This window comes from Fictibacillus sp. 26RED30, assembly GCF_015903845.1.
Taxonomy (GTDB): Bacteria; Bacillota; Bacilli; order Bacillales; family Fictibacillaceae; genus Fictibacillus; species Fictibacillus phosphorivorans.
In genome coordinates, this window is record NZ_JACZDV010000001.1 from 716,156 (window position 1) to 735,462 (window position 19,307).

General features: G+C 40.7%; 28 protein-coding genes. 27 read left to right on the forward strand and 1 reads right to left on the reverse strand.

All coding sequences use genetic code 11. From position 1 onward, the window contains the following. The first annotated feature begins 21 nt into the window (after window positions 1-21). The 6 genes from IHV11_RS03525 (at window position 22) to IHV11_RS03550 (ending at window position 3,756) form a co-directional block, all read left to right on the forward strand. Window positions 22-168, forward strand: coding sequence for a hypothetical protein (locus tag IHV11_RS03525; protein ID WP_197193699.1), 147 nt, complete (start codon window positions 22-24; stop codon window positions 166-168). Between the two features lie 106 nt (window positions 169-274). After that, window positions 275-427 (forward strand): hypothetical protein, encoded by a 153-nt coding sequence (locus IHV11_RS03530; protein WP_197193700.1) that lies wholly within the window; start codon window positions 275-277, stop codon window positions 425-427. Then, window positions 417-944 carry a hypothetical protein gene (locus tag IHV11_RS03535; protein ID WP_197193701.1) on the forward strand — a complete coding sequence of 176 codons (528 nt, stop codon included), beginning with the start codon at window positions 417-419 and terminating at the stop codon, window positions 942-944. The genes IHV11_RS03530 and IHV11_RS03535 overlap by 11 nt, the downstream gene beginning before the upstream one ends. 550 nt (window positions 945-1,494) lie before the next feature. Further along, window positions 1,495-2,754, forward strand: coding sequence for an FtsK/SpoIIIE domain-containing protein (locus IHV11_RS03540; protein ID WP_197193702.1), 1,260 nt, complete (start codon window positions 1,495-1,497; stop codon window positions 2,752-2,754). Further along, window positions 2,726-3,301 (forward strand): replication-relaxation family protein, encoded by a 576-nt coding sequence (locus tag IHV11_RS03545; RefSeq protein WP_197193703.1) that lies wholly within the window; start codon window positions 2,726-2,728, stop codon window positions 3,299-3,301. Before IHV11_RS03540 ends, IHV11_RS03545 begins: the two co-directional genes overlap by 29 nt. A gap of 128 nt (window positions 3,302-3,429) precedes the next feature. Continuing rightward, window positions 3,430-3,756 (forward strand): hypothetical protein, encoded by a 327-nt coding sequence (locus IHV11_RS03550; protein WP_197193704.1) that lies wholly within the window; start codon window positions 3,430-3,432, stop codon window positions 3,754-3,756. Between the two features lie 32 nt (window positions 3,757-3,788). On the opposite strand, the gene IHV11_RS03555 is transcribed toward IHV11_RS03550, so the two are convergent. Continuing rightward, a complete protein-coding gene (locus IHV11_RS03555) occupies window positions 3,789-4,010 on the reverse strand; it encodes a helix-turn-helix domain-containing protein (RefSeq protein ID WP_231620184.1) in 222 nt (73 codons plus the stop codon). Between the two features lie 154 nt (window positions 4,011-4,164). Between IHV11_RS03555 and IHV11_RS03560 the strand changes: the two genes are divergently transcribed. From IHV11_RS03560 to IHV11_RS03660, 21 genes are all read left to right on the forward strand, one after another. Then, window positions 4,165-4,530, forward strand: a complete 366-nt coding sequence (locus tag IHV11_RS03560) for a hypothetical protein (RefSeq protein WP_197193705.1) — start codon at window positions 4,165-4,167, stop codon at window positions 4,528-4,530. 244 nt (window positions 4,531-4,774) lie between these two features. Next, on the forward strand, window positions 4,775-5,905 hold the full coding sequence (locus tag IHV11_RS03565; protein WP_197193706.1) for an AimR family lysis-lysogeny pheromone receptor: 1,131 nt from the start codon (window positions 4,775-4,777) through the stop codon (window positions 5,903-5,905). 414 nt (window positions 5,906-6,319) lie between these two features. Next, window positions 6,320-6,538, forward strand: a complete 219-nt coding sequence (locus tag IHV11_RS03570; RefSeq protein ID WP_197193707.1) for a helix-turn-helix domain-containing protein — start codon at window positions 6,320-6,322, stop codon at window positions 6,536-6,538. Window positions 6,539-6,558: 20 nt separating this feature from the next. Beyond that, window positions 6,559-7,260, forward strand: coding sequence for a BRO family protein (locus IHV11_RS03575; RefSeq protein ID WP_197193708.1), 702 nt, complete (start codon window positions 6,559-6,561; stop codon window positions 7,258-7,260). A 73-nt stretch (window positions 7,261-7,333) separates the two neighbouring features. Then, complete coding sequence (locus IHV11_RS03580; protein WP_197193709.1) at window positions 7,334-7,720, forward strand: hypothetical protein; 387 nt, start codon at window positions 7,334-7,336, stop codon at window positions 7,718-7,720. 387 nt (window positions 7,721-8,107) lie between these two features. Continuing rightward, entirely contained in the window at window positions 8,108-9,553 is a 1,446-nt protein-coding gene (locus tag IHV11_RS03585; RefSeq protein ID WP_197193710.1) for a hypothetical protein, read from the forward strand. A 5-nt stretch (window positions 9,554-9,558) separates the two neighbouring features. After that, window positions 9,559-9,738, forward strand: a complete 180-nt coding sequence (locus IHV11_RS03590; RefSeq protein WP_197193711.1) for a hypothetical protein — start codon at window positions 9,559-9,561, stop codon at window positions 9,736-9,738. Window positions 9,739-9,804: 66 nt separating this feature from the next. After that, a complete protein-coding gene (locus IHV11_RS03595) occupies window positions 9,805-10,260 on the forward strand; it encodes a hypothetical protein (protein WP_197193712.1) in 456 nt (151 codons plus the stop codon). 340 nt (window positions 10,261-10,600) lie between these two features. Continuing rightward, entirely contained in the window at window positions 10,601-11,179 is a 579-nt protein-coding gene (locus IHV11_RS03600) for a GIY-YIG nuclease family protein (protein WP_197193713.1), read from the forward strand. Between the two features lie 58 nt (window positions 11,180-11,237). After that, entirely contained in the window at window positions 11,238-12,464 is a 1,227-nt protein-coding gene (locus tag IHV11_RS03605; RefSeq protein ID WP_231620263.1) for a PBSX family phage terminase large subunit, read from the forward strand. 63 nt (window positions 12,465-12,527) lie between these two features. After that, window positions 12,528-13,835, forward strand: coding sequence for a phage portal protein (locus IHV11_RS03610; protein ID WP_197193715.1), 1,308 nt, complete (start codon window positions 12,528-12,530; stop codon window positions 13,833-13,835). A 24-nt stretch (window positions 13,836-13,859) separates the two neighbouring features. Then, window positions 13,860-14,906: a minor capsid protein gene (locus IHV11_RS03615; RefSeq protein WP_197193716.1), complete on the forward strand. Its 1,047-nt coding sequence runs from the start codon at window positions 13,860-13,862 to the stop codon at window positions 14,904-14,906. Window positions 14,907-15,136: 230 nt separating this feature from the next. Further along, a complete protein-coding gene (locus tag IHV11_RS03620; RefSeq protein WP_197193717.1) occupies window positions 15,137-15,745 on the forward strand; it encodes a DUF4355 domain-containing protein in 609 nt (202 codons plus the stop codon). A 74-nt stretch (window positions 15,746-15,819) separates the two neighbouring features. After that, the gene (locus IHV11_RS03625; RefSeq protein ID WP_197193718.1) at window positions 15,820-16,608 is read left to right on the forward strand and encodes a N4-gp56 family major capsid protein; all 789 of its coding nucleotides are present in this window, start codon (window positions 15,820-15,822) and stop codon (window positions 16,606-16,608) included. 205 nt (window positions 16,609-16,813) lie between these two features. Further along, entirely contained in the window at window positions 16,814-17,131 is a 318-nt protein-coding gene (locus tag IHV11_RS21450) for a phage head-tail connector protein (protein WP_197193719.1), read from the forward strand. Then, the gene (locus IHV11_RS03635; RefSeq protein WP_197193720.1) at window positions 17,128-17,424 is read left to right on the forward strand and encodes a phage head completion protein; all 297 of its coding nucleotides are present in this window, start codon (window positions 17,128-17,130) and stop codon (window positions 17,422-17,424) included. Before IHV11_RS21450 ends, IHV11_RS03635 begins: the two co-directional genes overlap by 4 nt. After that, complete coding sequence (locus IHV11_RS03640) at window positions 17,424-17,765, forward strand: HK97-gp10 family putative phage morphogenesis protein (protein WP_197193721.1); 342 nt, start codon at window positions 17,424-17,426, stop codon at window positions 17,763-17,765. Before IHV11_RS03635 ends, IHV11_RS03640 begins: the two co-directional genes overlap by 1 nt. Before the next feature lie 15 nt (window positions 17,766-17,780). Further along, window positions 17,781-18,167, forward strand: coding sequence for a DUF3168 domain-containing protein (locus tag IHV11_RS03645; protein ID WP_197193722.1), 387 nt, complete (start codon window positions 17,781-17,783; stop codon window positions 18,165-18,167). Window positions 18,168-18,171: 4 nt separating this feature from the next. Continuing rightward, window positions 18,172-18,588 carry a phage tail tube protein gene (locus tag IHV11_RS03650; protein WP_197193723.1) on the forward strand — a complete coding sequence of 139 codons (417 nt, stop codon included), beginning with the start codon at window positions 18,172-18,174 and terminating at the stop codon, window positions 18,586-18,588. An 82-nt stretch (window positions 18,589-18,670) separates the two neighbouring features. Next, window positions 18,671-18,979, forward strand: a complete 309-nt coding sequence (locus tag IHV11_RS03655) for a hypothetical protein (protein WP_197193724.1) — start codon at window positions 18,671-18,673, stop codon at window positions 18,977-18,979. 19 nt (window positions 18,980-18,998) lie between these two features. Next, window positions 18,999-19,271, forward strand: a complete 273-nt coding sequence (locus tag IHV11_RS03660) for a hypothetical protein (protein ID WP_197193725.1) — start codon at window positions 18,999-19,001, stop codon at window positions 19,269-19,271. The last annotated feature ends 36 nt before the right edge of the window (window positions 19,272-19,307 follow it).

Below are 19,307 nucleotides of genomic sequence, written 5' to 3' on the forward strand. Positions count from 1 at the left end.
TCTTTATAGGAGGTGAAATGAATGGAATATAAGCGACCACCGCAATCTGTCTTAAATAAATTTGTGGAAAATCTCACACCAATAATTATTCGGATCCTTAATGAGGAAAGAGCGGAGGCGATTAAAAGTGGAGAAAAGAAAAATACCATCGAAGGAAGCGAGAGATAACTTCGCTAGGACAATATCCCCTTACGTAGCTGAGATTATTAGGAAGCGTAAAGCAAAAGAGGCGGAGTTAGAGCAACAAAAATAAATCGCGAAGGAAATGTAACTAATGGAAAAACGTAAACGACCCAGTAAACAGGCCATGGATAACTTTGCAAGAACTTTAGCGCCTTACATTGCGGAAATATTAGCTCAAGAGAAGCGAGAAGAGGCGATAGAAGCCAACTCATTAAAAACTGGTAGTAGAAAAAATGAAGAATAAATATTCAAAGGATATTATTAAAGAACAGTTAAAAGAAGAAGAGTTAACAAAAGCCGGTGCTAATCTAAAGTATCGGGATATGGTGGAGAGATTATTTCAAAAACGGCATGGCGGTCCTGTTGTTCGATTTGCTTATGCGTTTGAAAGTAATTTCTCAAACATTAAAAAGCCGATTGAGGTACTAAACCCCGAAAAAGGCATCGCACTTAATGTTTATTTCGTCGATGATTCTAAATTGTATGTAGTAACTGTCTATGAATTGGTTGAAGGTGAAATTAAAAATAAAATGGATATTAATTACTACTCTATACGGAACATTAAAAATGTTTTAATAACTATAAATCAATATACGTTAGATTATGACGAATTAAACTTTGCTAAAGTTACTTTTATTGATGGTACTCATTTTGAAATAAATGTTCCTGATACGCCTATTAATATAGATCAGGGTCAAGATATGTACCGAAGAAGGGCCTTAGCAAAGTTTGTAAAGGATCTAAATAAAAAAATGTATTAGTAAGTCAGTCTTAAGGCCCGTAATATGGGCTTTTTTTACATGTCCCAAAAATCACTAGCTTTTGCATTAGGATCAATTTTTCGAATCGCTAACAAAATCTTCTTCATAACCCCCGAACTAGGCATGTAATCTTTGTCAGTACAAGCCTTGCTAATAGTGTTACGTGAAACTCTCGAAGTGAGCACTAAATCCTCTTGACTACATCCGTGTAGATCGAGAAACTTTCTTAAATTTGTTCGTTTATTATTGTACTCCATTAGATTTAAACCCTCCCTAAATAATCAAAGGTGCTTTTCCAACATTTCGCAAAAAAATTAGAACCTTTTTAAAAATTCTACGAATATGACAAGTTTTCCTTTTAATAGACTTAATTACACGCTTAATTGGTGGCTAAGTCTAACGTCCTAAACAACGTACTCTTTCGGTTTCTTGATTAGTCGACAATCAGGACGCTAACAATCTATTAATCACGTAGCATAGACGGGTTTTCCAAGCGTACTTATTCCGGGGGACTATTACACCGTAATACCGAAAGGAGAGTGGTGCTACGATGCTATTCGAATTTGTTACGTCTGCTTTCATGGCTTCGTTACTGGGCGTTGGCTACGTTAAGAAGCACGTTGGGTTAAACGATGCTGCTAAAATACAACGAATATTTGCTAACGCCGGTTGGGTCGGAAAGGATAACGGTTTACCCAAACCGATTAGGATACGTAGAAAACGTCGGATACCAGGCGGTACAGAATACGTTTACCAATTACCGTTGGCTTTCGATCGTAAAAAGGTCGAAGAAAAAATTCACGTATTAGAGGACGGATTAAACGTAACCAGCCGGTCGATCGATTGGAAAGCGCTAAGAGACGTTCGTACGGTTAAGCAATTAAAAACGGTTATCAACGCTAAGAAACCACGTAAAGAAGTCGAACTCGCTTTCGATGGAATGTTAAAGATACGTATATACAACGAACCGATGCCGGCTAAAATCGATTGGGATCCGTCGTTATTAAAACCCGGTACATGGTCCGTTCCTATCGGTCATACACGTAATGGAAAGGTTATGTACCACGATTTCGACGACTTGTACTCGTTAATTGTGGCTGGTACTCCTGGTTACGGTAAGTCGTTCTTTCTGAAGATGTTGATTTCGGTACTCGTTTTAAATAATCCGAAAAATGTTTCCTTTACGTTAATCGATCTCAAAGAAGGGGCGGCATTTAAGAGGTTTGAAAAGCTGAAGCAAGTTAAATACGTCGGTTATAACCCGGAAGACGCAAAAACGGCTTTAGAAAGCGTTAAGGAAGATATGACGGCCATGTACCGGAACTTTATCGATGAAGGGTTTGAAGACGTCAAAGAAGCGAAAATACCTCATCGTCATTTCGTAATTATCGACGAGGGCGCAGACATCGCTCAGGATCCGGCTTGTATTGAATTACTTACGGACATCGCTCGTAGAGGGAGAGCAGCCGGTTTCTATCCGATTTACAGCACGCAATATCCTACTTCACGTACGATTCCAATCGATGTTAAACGTAATATACCGACTCGACTAACGTTCGTACTCGATTCAAACAACGCCTCATTAGCCGTATTAGACCAGGGCGGTGCGGAAGACCTACCGATGATAAAAGGTCGCGCCATCTACAAACACGTTAAATGTACGACCGTACAGACGCCTTATATGAGTAATGCGGAAATAGAAACACGTATAAAACCGAATATCGTACTGAAAGCGAGGGAAACGGATGCAAACGAGATTACACCGCGAGGAAAGTCTTCTCTTGTACTTAAAGAAAATGGATTATCTTAATCGCGATCAGATTCAAACGTTACTCGAGTTTACCAGCGTACGCAGCACAAACCGGTTTTTACTCGAAATGAAGCCGTATCTATCTAGTTTTAGAGACGGTTATGACACGATTTACTATTTAAACGCTGAAGGACGCCATAAAATCGGTTGCCAACGTATCAGAAAGAAAACGATTCAAGCACGCCATTACATCATGCGTAGTCAGGTTTACATTGCCTTTCAATGTCCGGATTACTGGCGAAATGAGTTAACGATTGAAGATGCCAACAACAAGAAAAACAGAATCGTGTGTGATGCGTTGTTTAAGGTTAACGGGATCTCGTACATTCTCGAAGTTGATAACGAACAAAAAATATATAAAAACAAATTGAAAATTGAACGTTACAAGGCGATTGAAGTGGCGGGTATCTTTCAAAACGATCCTAACTTTTTTCGTAAATTTCCGGAGTTAGTTTGGATTACGACAAGTGAATACCGTAGAAAGCAGTTGAAGGAGATGTGTGGCGGTCTGCAGCATGAAGTTTATACATTTGATGACCTACGTTAAGAAAATGAGGAGTGATTAACGTGTTCAAACGTACAGAAACGATTAAATTTAGCGAGTTTATGTCCGGTGAGTACAAAAACACTAAGGCGGCTAAAAAACCGAATCTGAAAGCGATAGCGACCGGTACTATGCTACCGTTAGTCTTCGCGCCTAAAGCTTTCGCAGCTGAGTCGGTCCAGGCGATACCGACCGCAGGAATAGCCGATAAAGCAGCCGGTGAGATAATCGCGGCAATGGCGCACATATTCGACCCGTTAATAGATTTAGTCGTTACGATTTCGTTTCCAGTGGCCAGCGCAATGATCGTATTCAAATTATTTATGGGGTTCTTTCGGGATCAGGGCGAAGTATGGGAAGGAATCGGTAAAGTTTCGTTAGTTTATATCTTAATTCAAATGTCACCGATATTTATTAAGATCCTCAAGCAACTAGGTACGTTAGCAGTCGGAATATAGGCAAAATAAAAAGCTCCTCTTAATTGAGGGGCTTATTTTTCGTCTTTATTCTGTTCTATGGTGAAAAGCTCTTGCATTGGTACGTCTAATGCTCTACTTACCGAAACCAGTACATCGATGTCATATCGTTTTTGACTATCGAATCTACTGATCGTCGGTTCTGTTACTCCGGCCATTTGAGCCAGTTCTTTTCCGTTAATTCCTTTTTCTTTACGTATCTCATTCATACGGGGTTTTGCTGTATATTTCGGCATTTTTGTTACCTCCGATATCTATACTTTCTAATTACATATTACACATTTGAAATTTTTTCGTCAATAGGGGTTGACTTTCCAATTACTAATTAGTAATATAAGGGTACAAGCTAATTACACATTAGTAATTTGAAATTTAAAGGAGATGTTAAGTATGCCACTTATCCCTGTTAGTGCGGAATTCCCGTCCGTACAAGTAATGTTCATTTTGCCGGAATCTGATTTTCCAGAAGACAACACTGAAACGTTCAAAGGGTATCAAATTGGTTCTTACGCTATCTACAAAAACAATTATAACGAGGCCTACTTGGTGAAAGTTAAGGACACTGAAAAGTACAGCGTGGTAATTGCTGAAGGACCTTCGATGAATCTCGGTAAGTTGAAAATGACTCGTAGCTTTAAGAAATCGGTGTATGAATTGGTTCAGCAACTTGAGTCGATGACCGCATGGGAGTTTGTATCTAATGTTCTTTTGAAAGATCCGATGTCAGTTGAACTTAAGCTAACTAAGGGGTTGTAGGAAATGACAGTCATAACAGGTTTACAAATCGTTGCCGTAGCTTTCTTGTTGGTATCGCTAGTGATTACGGTTCAAGCCGTTAAATAAAAAATGTTCGGTGATCGTGATGTCGGTGTGTCAAGGGCAAAGGCACATCTGGCCAAGCGATTAATGCGTCGCGAGTTATCGGGGAGAGAACGGTCGGCAAGCCGTTAGTTGTCCAGTAAACCGTTACAAGAACGCAGCCGTGAATGGAGGGTAAACGATGAAGGACGTACGTATTCAGATATTAAGCCAAATGGAGATACACGGTGTTAAACAAAAAGATATCGCTGACCTTATCGGATTAGATCGCAGCTCCGCATCGAAGTATTTTACCGGAAACTCTACGCTGCCGTTCGTAAGTTTGCTGAAGATAGCGCAATATTTTTACGGTGAAGATTACAAAGAGATTTTGTATAAATGGCGTGGAGAAATCGTATTACCGTATTCCTACAAACAAGCGCTAGAATTCTCGGCAATTTCGGGTGATAACCGTTTCTTGCGTGACTTACTCGATAACGTACCGGTCTGGAACCGAAACGCTGAAAAATTCGCGGAGGTATACGAGTTAATTTACGCAATGAAAACCGGTAAACTCAACGGTCCCGAACTTTCGGAGGCAGCCCGTGGCATGAAACTAACGAAATACGATGAGGTTAACGTGTTGTTACGTATTATCGAGGCTTATGGTGCTTTTATGGACGGTCGCTACACGGCAATGTATGAGCTGTCTCGCTCGGTTGAAGGACGTATACAGACGTTACCTGATCCGTTCATTCGCGAGTGCTTTATGGTTCGACTGGCGGAAATGTATTCACACGGCTATTTACAACGTAACGACCTCAAGAAAGCTCGGTACTATGCCGGAATCGTTACTCAATGTTCATTTGCGGACAAGTTACGGTCAAATGCGTTCTACGTGTTAGGTATGTCGTACTTTTTCGAATCAGAAACGGAGTGTTTAACGAATCTACAAAGTGCGTATAACACGCTGAAAGGTACTAACGCGTCCGATCACTTACTAGAATACGCGTTATATAACATCGAGTTTGGTCGTGTTCATTTCGGACTAGAAACAAATCCGTCTGCTATCGGTAACAAAGCGTATGCCGCGGCTTTAAGCGGTGATTACGAACTTACCAAAGCGTTGTTAGACGAAGAGAACGAACCAGGACCGTTCGCTACATACTTCCTCGGCCTTGCAAGTGGAGATCCTGACGTCCTTTGGAATTCAATCGGTGAGTTTATGGCTCAAGGTGATATTTATTTCGCTCAGTTACCGCAAAAGCAGTTATGTAGATTAGGTGAGCGTAAGTCAGCGTTAAGAGCCGTTACTAAACTACGATGCTCGTAATCTGCACGTCCTGGCGAAAGACGTTAAAAGTCGCAAGAGGGCGGTGATTATATGAAAAAGTTTTTATACTTTGCTGCGGTACTTGCATTAGTAATCGTAAATTCCGGACCAAAACCGCCAGTAGGGTGACAATTTTAAGCAGGATAGGACGCCTAAGTAATTGAGGCGTCTTTTTTTTGTTAAATACCCGCGCGAGTTTGGATTAAGAAACGTCGAAATAAGTGATTATTTAAAAATAATGTGCGCGAAAAAGAAAGTTGAGGCTTATTATCCAGTGTGTAAGGCTGCGCGAAATGGCAGTTAGCTGCAATGTATACATTAGAAAAGTAATTATTTATTACGAAATCGCGCGCAGTTTTACAGTTTCACTCGGTATATTTTGTGTGGAGCAAAAAACTGAAGGGAGGTGATGCGATGTTGACCGGAAAGTTATTGAAGATTATTCGCGTAAATCGAGAGTTACCACAAAAAGAGCTTGCTGAGATGTTAGGGGTTCATCAAAGTTATATAACTCAAATGGAAACCGGTAAAAAACCTATAACAAAGAACATGGATAAAAAGATCAAAGAAGTTCTAAATTTAACTGAAGAAAATGTTATTGCAGCATTCAGTCTGTTCATGAGTACGAAATAAAAAATAAGGAGAGTGTTCAAATGAACGAATTACAAAAAGTGTTTAGTTACTCAGGGAATGAAGTTAGGACGGTTATTAACAAAAATGATGTTTGGTTTGTTGCGAGTGATGTTTGTAAAATCCTTGATATTCAAAATGTCACCCAAGCCCTGCAACGTTTAGAAGAAGATGAACGGTCTATGTTCAACATAGGTCGTCAGGGTAAGGTGAACATCATAAATGAATCGGGGTTGTATGAAATCATTTTTGCTAGTCGGAAGCAAGAAGCTAGGGCTTTTAAGAAATGGGTAAAACAGGATGTGCTTCCTACAATTCGTAAACATGGTGCCTATATGACGGATGACGTCTTGGAGAAAACGCTCAATGACCCGGATTACATGATCGGTTTAATTTCAGCATTAAAAGAGGAGAAAAGTAAGCGACTGGAAGCCGAGAAAACCGTTAATATACTTACGCATGTGACAAAAACGTATACCGCAACCGAGATTGCGAAAGAACTAGGTTTCAAGTCTGCGTCAGCTTTAAATAAAGACTTGGCTGCGAGAAAAATACAGTTCAATCAAAATGGAACTTGGGTGTTTTACAGCAAATATGCCGATAAGGGCTACGTAGAAATTAAGCAAGACGTACTGGATAACGGTAGGGTTATTTACCACCGAAGATTTACGCAAATGGGCAGAGAGTTTCTACTAAGGTTATTCGAATCGAAAGCCGCGGGGTGAACCGAATGAAGCCTTAATTTGCGAACTTTATTTAGCGAAAATTTATCGAAAAGCAAACGAGAGGGGCCGATTTATGAACGAAAAGCAAGCGAAGGCATTTAACCAGAAAGCGTATGTACTCGCAAAGGAAAACGGGGTCGGATACACACCGATCCCACACGATTTGTATCGTAAAACTTTACCGGGACTTACCGTAAAGTATGACGGCCGTACAGCACGTGATTGTATCGCATTATTCGGGTACCTACACGCTCATGTTAACGGTGAAATCGATAAAGATACGTATATGTGGGCGTACCCAACCGTGGATGCTATCGAGAGGGATCTCGGTATTAAGCGCAGTCGTATCAAAGGACTATGCGATATTTTAAAGGCGGAAGGGCTACTCGTGACGGAGAGGCGTAAGTGGTACGGACATACGAAGAAGCTGTACATGCCGTTGTACATTCCGGAAAAGTGACCGAGTGCCGTTAAGTCCACTTAATCAAGTGCCGTTAAGTCCATTCGATTGAGTGCCGTTAAGTCCACTATAATAATAACAATCTTTAATAATAACGAATTAATAACAATAAAGATTACGCCAATTTTTATTATCATAAAAATAGACGTTACGTAAAGCTTTGTTAAAAGCTTAATTACTTCTAAAAGATTAAACGTGAATATGTAAATACAAGTGACTACGCTAAAAGAAATAATAGAAAGATTATTCGAAGAAGTACAAGAAAAGACGGTAGAAAAGTGTCGCACCGCCCTTTAATTCGGCATTCTGACCATCTGTATAAAGTGAGAGGGTGGTCACGATATAGGCTGCCTGTGGGTGCTTTTACTAAAATTCAGGAGGTAATTGATGAGTAAAAATTTATTAAAAGAAGAATTAGTAAAGCAGTTATTTGAAGTACGTGTTAACAAAGAAGTTGATCCTGTTGAACATCGGGTAGTGGTGATTGAACCGATGCTCGCAATGAACTCCAGCAAATTAGCTAACAAACTTAAAGGTAAAGTAGAAAAAGAAGACGTGTATCAGCAGTACATGGCAAGCGCCTGGGAAGCTGTCCTTACCTTTGAGCCAGAAGAAGGAACTTCGTGGGAATCAATTGTTGATAGATCGGACTTAATTAACAGGCGTAGACTTATGAAGTCTATTATTCTACGTGCACAAGGTGACATTTCTACGCTGTCTAATGATGATTTTGGAGTAAAGCGCAAGGTATCAAATGAAACTGGTATCTCCGAAAGGCATATTTACACGATTAAGAAAGATTCTTTAGGCATAGAACGTTACAACGAAAAAGGTGAATATACTCACTCTTTAGTTGACGAGGTTACTAGCAGTTTATGGACAACTGTTCACGAATATGCTAATAGTCCTTTCGTAACTTGGTTCAAAGCGAATAAATCAACATTCCTCACACGGAAACAAAATCAATTAGTTGATTGCCTTCTGGAAATGGATTATTTGAAGGAGTCAGGTTATCTATCAGACGATGTAGTATTTGCTGCCGGGCAAACCAAACCTAAGATCAAAGAAATGCTTCAGAGAATATACGAGCGAACTATGAAAGAGTGGTACAAAGAACATCCAAGTGGTACAGCCAAGAGTTTCCGAGAACAATCTATAGAAGATGAATTAGAAGCGTTAGAACCATTCTTGGAAATTTTGTATGATGATAAGAATCTAGTTTCTCAGAATAAAAGATTAAGCAGTTGGATTAAAGAACACGCTAAAACAATTTATGATGTCCAAGGGGATAAAGCTTATTATGTAAATGAATTAGTTTATTCCGGTCTTAAAGACAACAATCTGAGAAAATACACATCATGGCTACACTCCCATACAGAGGTTAGTTTAGACTTAAGCATTTTAAGCCGTATATCCAGTTTAATTGAGGATCGAGTATATTGGTTAAAAGAACGGTATGAGGCGATAAAATTGGAGAGGAACCAGCGAATCGTCTTTTCAAAGAGAGATTATGAAAAGATAGAAAGAAACAGAGAAAGAAAAGAAAGATACTCTCTTTTAAAGAACCCACCTTGCAAAGTGTTTACGGCCAATAAACACACAGGTGAAATGGTATTCAAAGAGACTATCTTTAATAATTTTTCTTTTTCAAATACGAAAGTTTACAGAGTTGACCCTTATTATAACATAATCAGTATAACCGAAGATCCTGAAACTGTCAACAAGGTAAACGCAAATAAAATATACGATGTGTTTTCGGTAAATATTCAGACAGGTGAAAAGACAATTCACTCACCGGAGAAGTACGAACAGTTATACGAAAAAGGAGTGTAACGATCATGGAACCTAAAATCTACAGATGCTTTTCAATACCTCTTATGAAATTCATTAAGGAGCAGGGAATCGAGCCGTCTTTTAAGGCGGTTCATCCCGTCTCTAGAAAGCTTTTCTGGGCGTATTCGATGTCGGATGACCTATCGATTGTCTTGACAAAATGGACCGAAAATAAGCCGTTATAGGCGCTTGAAACGGGGCTATCGCATGCCTGACGGTAGCCTTGAAAATAAACGAAGGAGTGAACGGAAATGACAGAAAAGAAACGAGGACGGCCGAGTAAATTCGATACGCACGTTCAACCGCATTTGGATAACGGGAACATTCGTAAATGGATTCTGGAAGGAAAAACGGACGTTGATATCGCGAGGATAATCGACATTAATCCGGATTCTTGGGCGGTTTACATGAAGGAACGCGAAGAATTTTCCGAGACCATACGAGGCTTCAAAGACCTAACGAATGACCACGTAGAATCGAAGCTGTATCAGAACGCTATCGGTTACTACTACACCGAGGAAACGGTATCGCACAAAGGCGAAATCGTATCGGTTAAGAAGTACGCCAAGCCGGACGTACGAGCGCAGCAGTTTTGGTTAAAGAACCGTAGACGCGAAGTGTGGCGTGATAATCACGATATCAACATCGACGGTGATCTAACGATCGATATTAAATTCGTGGATGAAAACGAACAAGACAGCGAGTAAATAGCGCCAGACGGCCGAATAGTTTACCTTATTTTACGCTGATCGGCAACGTATGAAAAACGGAGAAAACCGGTGTAAACGGGAGTTCGAACTTTATCTAAAAAACGGATAATTTTCGTTTATTTCCCGAAGTGTAAATCGGTCTAAATCGAGTTATATGGCTGAAAATAGGAATCTAAAAAAATAAGTGGTTCCTAAAAGTACTGTTATGTCTACTAACTAATTTATAGTGTTGAAAATTTAACGTAAATATCCAACTTAATACAAATGCGAATGAGGGTCGTGCGATTATGCGCGGCTCTTTTTTCATGCCCAAAAACTTATAGAGGAGAGATTACGAATGATCGTTTATAAAGTGACTAACAAGGTTGACGGAAAAGTGTACATTGGCAGAACTACGCAATCCCTTAGCAAAAGAAAATCCGGACATAAAGCGGCAGCATTCAAACGAAATGAACGCTCTTACTTTTATCAATCGATTAGACATCACGGATGGCATTCTTTTACGTGGGAAGTAATTGAAAAGCATACGGACATGGACGCTCTTAATGCGGCTGAAATGGGATGGATTGCAGAGTACAACAGCACCGACCAGAACTACGGATACAATACGTCAATAGGCGGTGAGGCTGGCGGATTAGGCGTGGTAAAAGATGACGAAGCAAAGCGTAAACAAGGCGCCAGCAGACGTAAGAAAGACTACCGATTCGCTGACTTATACGTACCTAAATGCAATTATAACTCCCGTACTGGTAGCACTAACCCTAACGCCAAGTTAAACGAGGATAAAGTTCGTGAAATCAAACGGTTATTTGCTACGACGGAACTTACCGATCAAGAAATCTCGGAGATGTACGGGGTTTCACGGCCCACCGTTAACTTGATTCGCGTTGGACATACATGGCAGTCAGTATCGTGAACTCGCTTAACGGCGGGTTCTTTTTATTTACGAAGAAAGGAGCGCACTTATGCCAACAATGAATCTAAACGTACACCGGTCGGCTTTTAATGACGTGTACTGGAAATACATCGATGACTATACCCGTAGATATAACGTCTATTACGGTTCAGCCGGGTCGGGTAAGTCGGTGTTCGTTATACAAAAGAATATATTGAAAGCGCTGAAGAGTAAGCGAAAGTATCTCGTAATCCGTAAGGTCGCGTCAACTTTGCGTGAATCAATATTCCAGGAGTTTATTACGCAACTCAGTAACATCGGGCTATCTCGTTATTGCAAGATATCGCAGTCGCATTTAAAGATAACGTTACCTAATCAATCGGAGTTTAAATTTATGGGAGTTGATGATCCTGAGAAGCTCAAGAGTATATCCGGTATTACGGACATCATCGTAGAGGAAGCGACGGAACTAGACCAGGAAGACTTCGACCAACTGGATTTACGTTTACGTGCGAAGGTACCGAATCAGCAAATGTACTTAATGCTGAACCCGACAAGTAAAGCGAATTGGATATACAAGCGATGGTTCTCCGGTGACATACCGGTAGATGACCGTACTACATTCATCCTAAAGACTACGTATAAAGATAACCGTTTCTTACCGCAGGAGTACATCGATACTATCGAACGGACGAAGCTAACAAATCCGACGTATTACAAGATATACGCACTCGGTGAGTTCACGACACTCGACCGGTTGGTATTCAACAACATCGAACGGTTAGCGTGTAAGAACGTAGACACCGGCCAACGTTTCGCGGGTATCGACTTCGGATTTTCACAGGATCCTACCGCAATAGTCGCGGGGTCAATCGATACGAAACGGAAGATTATCTATATTACGGACGAGGTATGCCGTAGAGAAATGTTCGTCGAGCAGATGGCTACGGAACTAAAGCGTATTGAAGCGTTAAGCCTCCAGGTATATTGCGACTCAGCCGAACCACGAACAATCGCCGACCTTAAACGTTATGGAGTACGGGCGGTGCCGGTAAGGAAGGGTAAAGACAGTATCATTCACGGCGTTACCTGGCTGCAGCAATACAAGATTATCGTAGACCCTTCGTGTACTAACGTATGGGAAGAACTGAATAACTACGCGTATAAGAAAGACCGTGACGGTGAGTACACGAACACGCCTATCGATAAGTTTAATCACACACTCGATGCTCTCCGGTACGCTACCGAACCATTCCGGTTAGACGTCAAGATAGGATCGCTACCTAAACGCATCTTCGGTTTATAAACGCAAAAGAGGGACCTCGTTATTACGGGGTTCTTTTCTATTTCTTAATAGGAGGAATCGTAAATGAATTTAATTAAAGTAAGTTCGGTTGAGCAGGTACTAAACCCGGAATTCCTTAAGGTTGTTATCGAGAACCACAAGACCGGCACTTTAACACGCTTAGAGAAATTACAAAACTATTTCGAAGGCAAGCACGCCATTACAAATCGGACGATGACCGATACGAATAAACCGAACAATAAAGTCGTTAACCCTTTTCCGTCATACATCGTAAACACTACCGTCGGTTATTTCATGGGTAAGCCGGTACAATACGCCAGCGCTGATACATCTCTATTAGAGTCAGTACAGGACGTGTTTAAACGTAATGACGAACAATACGTAAACGCTGAACACTCGAAACAATCCGGAATCAAAGGTCTATCAGCCGAACTTCTTTACATGGATGAAGAGTCGCAAATCAAGTTCGATGTACTCGATGTAAACGAATTGGTACTCGTATATGATACGAAAATTGATCCGTCCTTAATCGCTGCTATCCGTTATTATTCCGTGCAAGATTACGTCTCAAAAGAGAGCGTAGTACACGTCGAGGTTTATACGGCTAATGAAATCGTTATGTACGAACAAAGTAAAAAGGAATACGTAGAAAAGGACCGCAAAGAACATCACTTTAAAGAAGTACCGGTTGTAGTCTATTGGAATAACGGAGAAGGTATCGGAGATTTCGAAAAACTAATTCCGTTAATTGACGAATACGACAAGGCTGTTTCCGACCGTGCTAATGACCTCGAATACTTTGCGGATGCTTACCTGGTACTAAAGGGTATGAACGCAACACAACCGGAAGACGTTAACGAAATGAAACAAAACCGTGTGATGTTACTTGACGAAAAAGGTACAGCAGAGTGGCTTGTTAAGGAAATCGATAACGAATCGCTTGAATCATTTAAGGACCGATTAGAAAAAGACATTCATAAGTTTTCTCATGTACCGAATATGAGCGATGAAACTTTCGGCTCTAATCTTTCCGGTATCGCAATCAAGTATAAGTTTATGGGACTTGAAACGTTGGTATCTCAGAAAGAACGCTTATTCAAACAAGCACTATCTAAACGAATAAGACTTGTCGTAAATATTCTAAATACGAAGGGGCAAAGTTTCGAAGCTACTGAACTAGGAATGTTATTTACACGTAATTTACCAGTTAACAAAACTGAAGAAGCTGAATTCGCACAAAAACTATTCGGTATAGTTTCAGAAGAAACTCTATTAGCACAACTTTCTTTTATTGAGGACGCACTCGACGAAATTGATAAGAAGAAACAAGAGAAGGAAAACGGTGATTATTCAAGCATCGGGCAGGTCTAATTTTATTAAAAGGAGCTGACGAATATGGCGACAGCGCCCGGTTTAGAAAGCAAAACGTACTGGCAACAACGATCTGAAGCGCTTGAGAAACGTGTATACGACAACACGACAGACTTACTGAAGGAATTAAAGAAGCAATACTCGCTGGCCGTAACGGATGTCGAGCGTCAGTTACACGAATTCTACGGAAAATACGCAACTGAGAACGCAGTAACGCTACAAGAAGCGCAGAAAGAGTTAAATAGCGGTGAACTAGAGAACTATAAGAACCGTCTTGCGCGTCTTAAACAAGAATTTAAGCGTACGGATGATCCGTTAATACTCAATAAGATTTCCGAGTTAGTTTCGCGTGCTAGAGTAACACGATTTCAAGCGTTACTAGACGAATTGGACTTACGAATATGGCAAATTACGCAGGAAGTCGAGGACCAAACGACGTTGTTTCTAGGACAGACGTTCCAGGACGCATTTTATCGGACGTCCTTCGATATCCAGTCCGGAATAGGTATAGCGTCAGTCATTACGAAACTAAACGAATCAGCCGTAAGACTTGCGCTAGATTATCCGTGGTCAGGCGATCATTTCAGCGCTCGTATATGGTCCAATCGCGAGAAACTCGTCAATGATTTACGCCAGGTCATAACGCAAGGGTTAATACAGGGTACGGACGTTAGGAAAATGTCTCGTACTCTTCGCGACAAGATGGACACGAACTTATTTTATGCTTCAAGGGTGATACGAACAGAGTCGTCGTTCATTCTAGGCGAAGGTACCGCAAAGGGTTATGAAGCGAATAACCTCGAACGATACGAGGTACTTTCTACGTTGGACAGTAAAACATCGGAAGTATGTCGGAAGCAGGACGGAAAGATTTATTACGTTAAGGATCGCGTAGCCGGTACTAATTTCGCACCGTTTCATCCGTTCTGTAGAACGACTTGTATTCCGTACTTTGACGACGTGAAGAAAGAATACGAAACACGATCTGCAAGAGACGTAGAAACCGGTAAAACGCAGAAATTAGACCGTAATATGACGTATGAAGAATGGGAAAAGCGCTACGTAATCTAAAACGGGTTACGAGAATGGTCCGTATTGAACGTTAACGCTTTAACTAATGCACTAGGTATCGGAAGGTTTAAACGCCTTTACGGTACCTTTTTTACGTTGTCCTTCAAAATCGGAAATTCTACCATCTGTATTAATTGAGGGCGCTTAATAGCGCTACTACTTATATAACAAATCAGACTGGACTAACAGGGCTTAAATGAACTGATAGGACGGCAAGAGGAGGAAATGTAATGGAAGAAATCAAGCAAGTGGAAGGTCAAGAGATTCAGCAGGGTCAGATTGAAACTGTAGAGGCTCAAGACACAATTAAAGAGGAAGAGGTTAAGAAGTTCGAGTTAACAGAAAGGGAACTTCAATCTCAAATCGATAAGGCGGTAACAAAGGCAATACAAACACGCGATTCTAAATGGGAAGCGAAAATACAGGAAGAACGTTCAGAAGCCGAAAAGCTCGGTAAGATGTCCGAAGAAGAACGCTTAAAGGCGCAATTCGAAGCAGAACGTAAACAGTTCGAAGATGAACGTAAGCAATTTTTACGCGAACGACTCGAACTTGAAACAGTTAAGCAACTTCAAACGGAAGGGCTGCCGACTAATTTCTCCAGTTTTGTAATCGGTGAAACGGCAGACGAAACAAATCAAAATATCAAATCGTTTAAAGACGCATGGATCAGCGCTATCGAAAAAGCAGTTGATGAGCGTTTAAAGGGCGATACTCCTAAAAGTTCAAACGGTAAAGTAAATGCTTTAACACAACAAGATTTCTTAAAAATGAGTGTTACCGAGAGAGCAGAACTTATGAGTAAAAACCCCGATCTTTATAGCCAATTAAAAGGTTAGTCAAGTAGGTGCCGTTATAGGTATCTGCTTTTTTTATGTTCGAAAAACCATAAACCAAAAGGAGATTATTAATCATGGCAATGACAAAAATGGCAAACGTAGTAAATGCACAAATTCTAGCAGACGGTGTATCTGCGAAACTAGGAAACAACATTAAATTATTCCCTATTGCTTACGTTCAAAACTTAGAAGGTCAAGCTGGAGGTTCTATCTCAGTTCCTCAATTCTCTTACATCGGAGACGCAGCAGACGTAGCTGAAGGCGTAGCGATCAATCCAGCACTTCTTGCTCAAACTTCTGCAAACCTTTCAGTTGCTAAACTTGCAACAGGTATCGAGCTTTCTGACGAAGTTCTTGGAAATGCTTACGGGCAACCTCTTGACGAAGCTGAAAAGCAACTTCTTAAATCTGTAGCAAATGGTTTAGACGCTAAATTATTCGCTGCATTAGCTGCAATTACTGGTGGAATGGTTCACGCTTCTACGGCTACTTCAATGTCTACTACTGTTGTAGGCGATGCACTTGTAAAGTTTGGTGAAGACGTTGAAGGAGAGAAATATTTGATCGTTTCTCCTGCTGAATTCGCTAACCTACGCAAAGATCCTAACTTCGTTGTAAAAGAAAGTGACAAAGTTAACTCAGTTGGAGAAATCTACGGGTGTACTGTAGTTGTTTCTAATAACGTAGGAGCTAAAACTGCTTATATTCTTAAGCCTAACGCTCTAGGTGTTTACCTTAAGAAAGAAGTTTCTGTTGAAATGGATCGTAACATCCTTACAAAGTCTACAGTTATTACTGCTGACACTCATTATGCAGCACATGTACGTGACGCATCTGGCGCAATCAAAATTACCCTTACTTAATATTTAGGTAAGGCGTAATAAACAAGATTTTTAAGGGGAGTAGCTTAACGGCTATTCTCCTTTTTATTTTTAAGGAGTTGAACACTATGGGAATGTTGATGCACATGACGCAGATGAAACTAGCTGAAGAACAAGAAACAAAGACGGAACCAAAGCCACAAGAAGAGGTTAAGAAGCCTCGTACAAAAAAGAAGGCTAATTAATTATGTACCTCGATAACATAAAGACGCTAATTGGCCTAAGTTCAAGCGATGTGAGTAAAGACGCTATCCTTGATATCCTCATAACCCACGTAGAAGACTCCGTAAAAAGCTACCTAAAGCTCGACGAAATACCGGTCGGACTAGTTTGGACTATCGAAGCAATGACCGTTGAGAATTACAACCGAAGAGGATCCGAAGGCATATCGAACGAGTCCATAGAGGGCGTTTCGTATACGTATGAAGACGTTTTCTCGAAATACACTCGACACTTCGACGTTTACCTTCAGAGCAATACAACGAACCGGTTACGGATGCTATGAGATTCGATACTAAAATCGATGTTCAAAAACTAACCAAAGTGTCTGACGGTATAGGCGGTTTTACGGAAGCATGGACGACATTCTCGACTTTTGACGCAAATGTAGCGCCATTAGGCGAAGAACTTCAGCTAAGACTACAGGGGTTTATTAAGAAAAAGGCGGTAAAAGCGATTAGTCGGGACGTAATACCTAACGAGGAAGGGATACGTTTTACTGACGGAAATGAGCATTTCAAACTAATCAACCGTAAGAATTACGCTCGGCAAACAGTTCTGATATTGGAGTTAGTCTAATGGCTAAGAAATCAGGCATTGTCGGGTTAGAAAAGTGGCTTTCGAATACGGATTCGATCATTAAAGAGGCAGAGACGGAAGTTAAATCGGTTACTAAAGAAGTAGCTTACAAGATTGAAAGGGACGCAAAGCTTAACGCACCTGTAGATACGGGATATCTTCGTAACAGTATTCAGACAGAGTTTGAGGACGGAGGTTATGTTGCGCGGATATATTCGGGTGCTGAATATTCGTTATTCGTCGAATTCGGCTCATCAAAACAGCCGGCTCACCCTTTCTTATATCCTGCAGCGTTCAAATACTCGATCGAATACCGACGAAGATTGAAAGAAATTTTGTAGAGGCAGGTGTTACTAATGAACCCTTCAATCGAGCTTCAAAAAGCAATTTTTACAAAACTATCGCAAGGCATTTACCCTGTCTACGATTACCTACCGGCAAGTCCGGAATATCCGCACATTGCTATCGGTGAAGAAGCGATGGTAGATGCGTCTACAAAAACGCATGAAAGAACTTCACACATGGTCACGCTTCATTGTTGGTCTAAATATCGCGGCTCCAAAGAAATAAAAGAAATGAATAGTTTCGTAGTTGATTCTTTAACCGAATTCGATTTACCTATGACGGGTTTTACGCTCGACATAGTACAGATTGATATGGTCCAAGTCTTCAAAGAACTAGACGAAGGTAATCTAATTTTTCACGGGGTCGTTCAATTAAACTTTAATTTAACGGAGGAATAAACCTATGGCTAAACAGCAAGGTATTGATTTTATTGTCAGCGTTAATACGGGTACTGACGCAGTTCCTGTTTGGACGAAAGTCGGGGGTCAGCGCGGAGCAACATTAAACCGATCTGCTGACACTCTTGATTCTACTTCTAAAGATTCTAACGGTTGGAAAGAAAACGAGTATAGCTTTAAAGAGTGGGGAATTGAGTCCGAAGGCTTACTATTAGATTCTGACGTAGGATATTCAGAATTAGAAGATGCTTTTATGAATGCAGTAAAAGTTAAGATTCAAATGGTTACGGCATCTGGAAAGAAATATGAGGGTATGTCACTTGTTACAGACTTCCCGATTGAAGCGCCGTACGACGATCTTGCAACATACTCAGTAACTTTCACAGGTGACAGAGAGTTATCAATCGTTCCAGCAGTATAATTAAACAATTTTATAACAGGGAGGAGCCTTTTAATGGGGTTCCTTTTTTATTTATTAAACTACTTATCTAGGAGGAAAAACAATGAGTAAAACAGTCGCAATTAAAGCAGATAAAGCGAGAAATCTTAAATTCGGTACTAATTCAATGGTTCAAGCTGAAGAAATGTTAGGGAAACCGATTACTGAATTCGGGGATCAAGTACATTTAGGAGATTTACGTATCATTTTATACGTCGGTCTTCGTTGGGAAGATAAAGAATTAACGCTCGAAAGTACAGGCGACATCATGGACGAAATCCTAGAAAATGAAGGAATCGATTATCTGTCTAAAAAGCTAGGCGATGCGATTCAGAAAGCGTTCGGTCAGAAAGCCGTACCCTCTAAAAAGTAACGGGTTCATAGACGAGGATATGACGTTAAAACTCGCGTACGGTAAGCTGAAATTACCTTACGGAACCCTTGACGTTATGCCACTTTCGGAACTCATGTTACTACTCGAACAACACCTCGCAGATGAGCGTGAATACTTCGAAATGACGGCTTACGCAGTAGCGACCGGTTATGCTTCAGCGAGGAAAGGTAAAATGCTGAAGATGTTTAAAGACGAAAGCAAGACCGTTGGACACGTAACGGAGGAAAAGAAACGTGAAGATACGGATTACTTAAATAGTTTGTTCGATTAAGGGTGCGCGATTGCGTCGCTCTTATTTTTTTTTCGG

What these genes read in the sequence shown, in the direction of transcription:
- IHV11_RS03525 (WP_197193699.1), top strand. Translation starts at nt 22, where the DNA reads ATGGAATATAAGCGACCACCGCAATCTGTCTTAAATAAATTTGTGGAA.
- IHV11_RS03530 (WP_197193700.1), top strand. Translation starts at nt 275, where the DNA reads ATGGAAAAACGTAAACGACCCAGTAAACAGGCCATGGATAACTTTGCA.
- IHV11_RS03535 (WP_197193701.1), top strand. Translation starts at nt 417, where the DNA reads ATGAAGAATAAATATTCAAAGGATATTATTAAAGAACAGTTAAAAGAA.
- IHV11_RS03540 (WP_197193702.1), top strand. Translation starts at nt 1,495, where the DNA reads ATGCTATTCGAATTTGTTACGTCTGCTTTCATGGCTTCGTTACTGGGC.
- IHV11_RS03550 (WP_197193704.1), top strand. Translation starts at nt 3,430, where the DNA reads ATGCTACCGTTAGTCTTCGCGCCTAAAGCTTTCGCAGCTGAGTCGGTC.
- IHV11_RS03555 (WP_231620184.1), bottom strand. Translation starts at nt 4,010, where the DNA reads ATGCCGAAATATACAGCAAAACCCCGTATGAATGAGATACGTAAAGAA.
- IHV11_RS03560 (WP_197193705.1), top strand. Translation starts at nt 4,165, where the DNA reads ATGCCACTTATCCCTGTTAGTGCGGAATTCCCGTCCGTACAAGTAATG.
- IHV11_RS03565 (WP_197193706.1), top strand. Translation starts at nt 4,775, where the DNA reads ATGAAGGACGTACGTATTCAGATATTAAGCCAAATGGAGATACACGGT.
- IHV11_RS03570 (WP_197193707.1), top strand. Translation starts at nt 6,320, where the DNA reads ATGTTGACCGGAAAGTTATTGAAGATTATTCGCGTAAATCGAGAGTTA.
- IHV11_RS03575 (WP_197193708.1), top strand. Translation starts at nt 6,559, where the DNA reads ATGAACGAATTACAAAAAGTGTTTAGTTACTCAGGGAATGAAGTTAGG.
- IHV11_RS03580 (WP_197193709.1), top strand. Translation starts at nt 7,334, where the DNA reads ATGAACGAAAAGCAAGCGAAGGCATTTAACCAGAAAGCGTATGTACTC.
- IHV11_RS03585 (WP_197193710.1), top strand. Translation starts at nt 8,108, where the DNA reads ATGAGTAAAAATTTATTAAAAGAAGAATTAGTAAAGCAGTTATTTGAA.
- IHV11_RS03590 (WP_197193711.1), top strand. Translation starts at nt 9,559, where the DNA reads ATGGAACCTAAAATCTACAGATGCTTTTCAATACCTCTTATGAAATTC.
- IHV11_RS03595 (WP_197193712.1), top strand. Translation starts at nt 9,805, where the DNA reads ATGACAGAAAAGAAACGAGGACGGCCGAGTAAATTCGATACGCACGTT.
- IHV11_RS03600 (WP_197193713.1), top strand. Translation starts at nt 10,601, where the DNA reads ATGATCGTTTATAAAGTGACTAACAAGGTTGACGGAAAAGTGTACATT.
- IHV11_RS03605 (WP_231620263.1), top strand. Translation starts at nt 11,238, where the DNA reads ATGAATCTAAACGTACACCGGTCGGCTTTTAATGACGTGTACTGGAAA.
- IHV11_RS03610 (WP_197193715.1), top strand. Translation starts at nt 12,528, where the DNA reads ATGAATTTAATTAAAGTAAGTTCGGTTGAGCAGGTACTAAACCCGGAA.
- IHV11_RS03615 (WP_197193716.1), top strand. Translation starts at nt 13,860, where the DNA reads ATGGCGACAGCGCCCGGTTTAGAAAGCAAAACGTACTGGCAACAACGA.
- IHV11_RS03620 (WP_197193717.1), top strand. Translation starts at nt 15,137, where the DNA reads ATGGAAGAAATCAAGCAAGTGGAAGGTCAAGAGATTCAGCAGGGTCAG.
- IHV11_RS03625 (WP_197193718.1), top strand. Translation starts at nt 15,820, where the DNA reads ATGGCAATGACAAAAATGGCAAACGTAGTAAATGCACAAATTCTAGCA.
- IHV11_RS21450 (WP_197193719.1), top strand. Translation starts at nt 16,814, where the DNA reads ATGTACCTCGATAACATAAAGACGCTAATTGGCCTAAGTTCAAGCGAT.
- IHV11_RS03635 (WP_197193720.1), top strand. Translation starts at nt 17,128, where the DNA reads ATGAGATTCGATACTAAAATCGATGTTCAAAAACTAACCAAAGTGTCT.
- IHV11_RS03640 (WP_197193721.1), top strand. Translation starts at nt 17,424, where the DNA reads ATGGCTAAGAAATCAGGCATTGTCGGGTTAGAAAAGTGGCTTTCGAAT.
- IHV11_RS03645 (WP_197193722.1), top strand. Translation starts at nt 17,781, where the DNA reads ATGAACCCTTCAATCGAGCTTCAAAAAGCAATTTTTACAAAACTATCG.
- IHV11_RS03650 (WP_197193723.1), top strand. Translation starts at nt 18,172, where the DNA reads ATGGCTAAACAGCAAGGTATTGATTTTATTGTCAGCGTTAATACGGGT.
- IHV11_RS03655 (WP_197193724.1), top strand. Translation starts at nt 18,671, where the DNA reads ATGAGTAAAACAGTCGCAATTAAAGCAGATAAAGCGAGAAATCTTAAA.
- IHV11_RS03660 (WP_197193725.1), top strand. Translation starts at nt 18,999, where the DNA reads ATGACGTTAAAACTCGCGTACGGTAAGCTGAAATTACCTTACGGAACC.